The organism is Streptomyces sp. WAC06614 (assembly GCF_003949795.1).
Lineage (GTDB): Bacteria > Actinomycetota > Actinomycetes > Streptomycetales > Streptomycetaceae > Streptomyces.
The window spans coordinates 1-2,546 of sequence record NZ_RPRY01000560.1 but is presented as its reverse complement, the minus strand read 5'-3'; the positions used below and the strand labels follow the sequence as shown (position 1 = coordinate 2,546).

The 2,546-nt window shown below is 73.5% G+C and carries 5 protein-coding genes; 4 read left to right on the top strand and 1 reads right to left on the bottom strand.

Annotated elements, in window-relative coordinates:
• A partial coding sequence (locus tag EF918_RS34675) for an AraC family transcriptional regulator (RefSeq protein ID WP_148141331.1) occupies positions 1-659 on the top strand: 659 nt, incomplete at its 5' end.
• A 50-nt stretch (positions 660-709) separates the two neighbouring features.
• Positions 710-1,072 carry an SH3 domain-containing protein gene (locus EF918_RS34670; protein WP_125652835.1) on the top strand — a complete coding sequence of 121 codons (363 nt, stop codon included), beginning with the start codon at positions 710-712 and terminating at the stop codon, positions 1,070-1,072.
• Between the two features lie 92 nt (positions 1,073-1,164).
• Here EF918_RS34670 and EF918_RS34665 read toward each other — a convergent pair whose 3' ends face one another.
• Positions 1,165-1,800 (bottom strand): VOC family protein, encoded by a 636-nt coding sequence (locus tag EF918_RS34665; protein ID WP_125652834.1) that lies wholly within the window; start codon positions 1,798-1,800, stop codon positions 1,165-1,167.
• Positions 1,801-1,991: 191 nt separating this feature from the next.
• Here EF918_RS34665 and EF918_RS34660 point away from each other — a divergent pair, with 191 nt between their 5' ends.
• On the top strand, positions 1,992-2,204 hold the full coding sequence (locus EF918_RS34660) for a hypothetical protein (RefSeq protein ID WP_125652833.1): 213 nt from the start codon (positions 1,992-1,994) through the stop codon (positions 2,202-2,204).
• 183 nt (positions 2,205-2,387) lie between these two features.
• Positions 2,388-2,546: L-threonylcarbamoyladenylate synthase (locus EF918_RS34655; RefSeq protein ID WP_185922073.1), on the top strand; the 159-nt coding region annotated here is incomplete at its 3' end.

Below are 2,546 nucleotides of genomic sequence, written 5' to 3'. Positions count from 1 at the left end.
GCCCGCCCGCCGGGCTCGTCCTACGGTTCCCCAAGAGGCTGCTGCCCCTGCCCGAACGCGACGTACGGCAGGTGCTGGCCGTGCCCGTCCCCGCGCGGGACGGTGCAGGGCGGCTCCTGGTCGGTCTGCTGGTCGGGGTGTGCGAGGAGGGCCACGCCCTCACCGCGGACGACGGCATCCGCCTCCAGCACACCGTCCTCGGCCTGACGGCGGCCGTCCTCGCCGACCACCTCGGCAGCCGGCGCGCCCTGCCCGCCGACGCCCGCCAACGCGTCCTGTACGCCCGGATCAGGGACTACATCCTCGGCCGGCTGGCCGACCCGGCCCTGACCCCGGCCGCGGTCGCCGCCGCCCACCAGATCTCCCTGCGTTCCCTGCACCGGCTGTTCCAGCCGTACGGTGAGCCGGTCGGCGCCTTCATCCGGCGCCAGCGCCTCGAACACGCCCGCCGTGATCTGGCCGACCCCGCGCAGGCCGCGAGCACGGTCCACGCCATCGCCGCGCGTTGGGGCTGCGTACGTCCCGCCGACTTCACCCGCGCCTTCCGGGGCGCGTACGGCATGCCGCCGGGCGCGTTCCGGGCCCTGGCCCTGGCGGGCAAGGTCGGCGCGGATTGCCAACCGCCTGGCACCGGCTGCTATGGAGACGGCCGTCCGTGATGGGCAGAGTCGTGGGCGACCGATCACCTGACCAAAGGGGGAACCTCACCATGCGACCGTCCAAGCGCCATGCCCTGGCCACCGCCGCGGTGCTCTTCGGGGCCGTACTGATGCCCGTCGTCTCGGCGGGCCCGGCCACCGCGGCGCCGTTCGCCTGCAACGAGAACCCGGGCGACAAGGACAACTCCACCTGGAGCAGGTCCGCCAAGGAGAACGTCAACCAGCGCTCCGGCCCCAGCACGGGCTGCGGATCCAAGGGGATTGCGACGCCGAACCACACGCTGGACTACCACTGCTACAAGTCCGACGCCGGCGGCTACAGCTGGACCTACGTCCGCAACGACTCGACCGGGGTCAAGGGCTGGATCCGCGACGACTACCTGAGCGGCGGCGGCAGCAAGGTGCGCTGCTGAGCCCCACCCTCCCGCCGGCCACGGTCGGCCCGGCTCCCACGGACCGGGCCGACCGTGGCCGTCGGCCGCCCCGGCGGGAAGCCGGGCCCCGGTCAGATCGTGACCGGACCGCGGGCGGTGGCGAACTCGACCGAGACCAGGCCCGGTTCCTCGTCCTCGACCCAGGTGACGTCGATCTGGTCGAGGGGGTGGTCGGCCGGTTCGCCGAGGAACTCGGCGATGGAGGCGGCGTCGCCGGCGATGGACACCCCCTGGATGGTGGTGGAGGTGCGCGGGTCGGCGCTCGGGCGCTCCTCCATGGGGACCAACCACTGCAGGAAGTAGGGCAGTTGCGGATCCTCCATCAGCTCCAGCAGGCCGATCTGCTTCCACCGCAGGTCGAACCCGTCGGGCCGGACCCGGTGGCCCTCGGCCGAGGTGCGGCCGAGACGGGCCTCCACCGGGGCGATGTCGTCGACGGAGACCACCCAGCCGAGCCAGCCGCCACCCTCGGCGGCGCGGCGCGCGACCGCCTGACCGAAGGGCGCCCGGTCGGCGGCGGGGTGGTCGAGGGTGGTGACGACCTCGACGTAGGTGCCGCCGCTCAGCGGCAGAATGAAATTCCGGGTACCGAAGCGCGGGTGCACGCCCCCGTCGACGAACCCGCCGCCGAGGGCCGATCCCATCCACTGAACGGTCGAGACGAAGCTGTCGCGGGCCACCGCATAGGACACGTGATCAAGTCGCACCGCGCCATCCTGCCCGAGACCCGGCCCACATCCCGACGCCACGCCCGCCACCGCGGCCGCGTCCGCCGTGGATTCAGCCGGGGAGCGGATCGCCCGTCGTCATCCCGCGCCCCCCGGCCCCAGTTTCGCGGCGCGGCCTCCGGGTAGCCGCGAGGGCAAGGCCCGGCCCGACTTCGAAGGAGGCAATTCGTATGCGTGGCATAGGCGGTTGCATCGTGTTGATCGTGGTGGGCGCGATCCTCACGTTCGCGAGTGACTGGCAGATGGAGAGCATCGACCTCGACGTGGCCGGCCTGATCATGATGGGCGCCGGTCTGCTGGGCCTGGGGGTGTACGCGAGCGTGCTGCGCCGCCGCCGCGCGGCGGCCCTGCCGGTGGTGGACGAGACCCACGACCGCATCTGACCCCCGGGGACCGCCCATGGCCACGGCCAACGCCCCGTGCGCGGGAACAGCAGGGGGCAGGCGGTTCGTCCCGGGGAGGGCCGTCGCCGCGACGGCTCGACGTCTCGACGGCCCGCCGCGGCGGGTGCGGCCGAGGCCATGCTCGGGACGGACGCACCGCGGCACTGTGGCAGGATCGGAAGTGTGACGGCAGAAACCAGTGACATCGAGAAGGCGGCCGGTGTGCTGCGCGGCGGCGGCCTGGTGGCCCTGCCGACCGAGACGGTCTACGGCCTGGGGGCCGACGCCGAGGACCCCGCCGCCGTCGCGCGGATCTTCCAGGTCAAGGGACGCCCGCCCTCC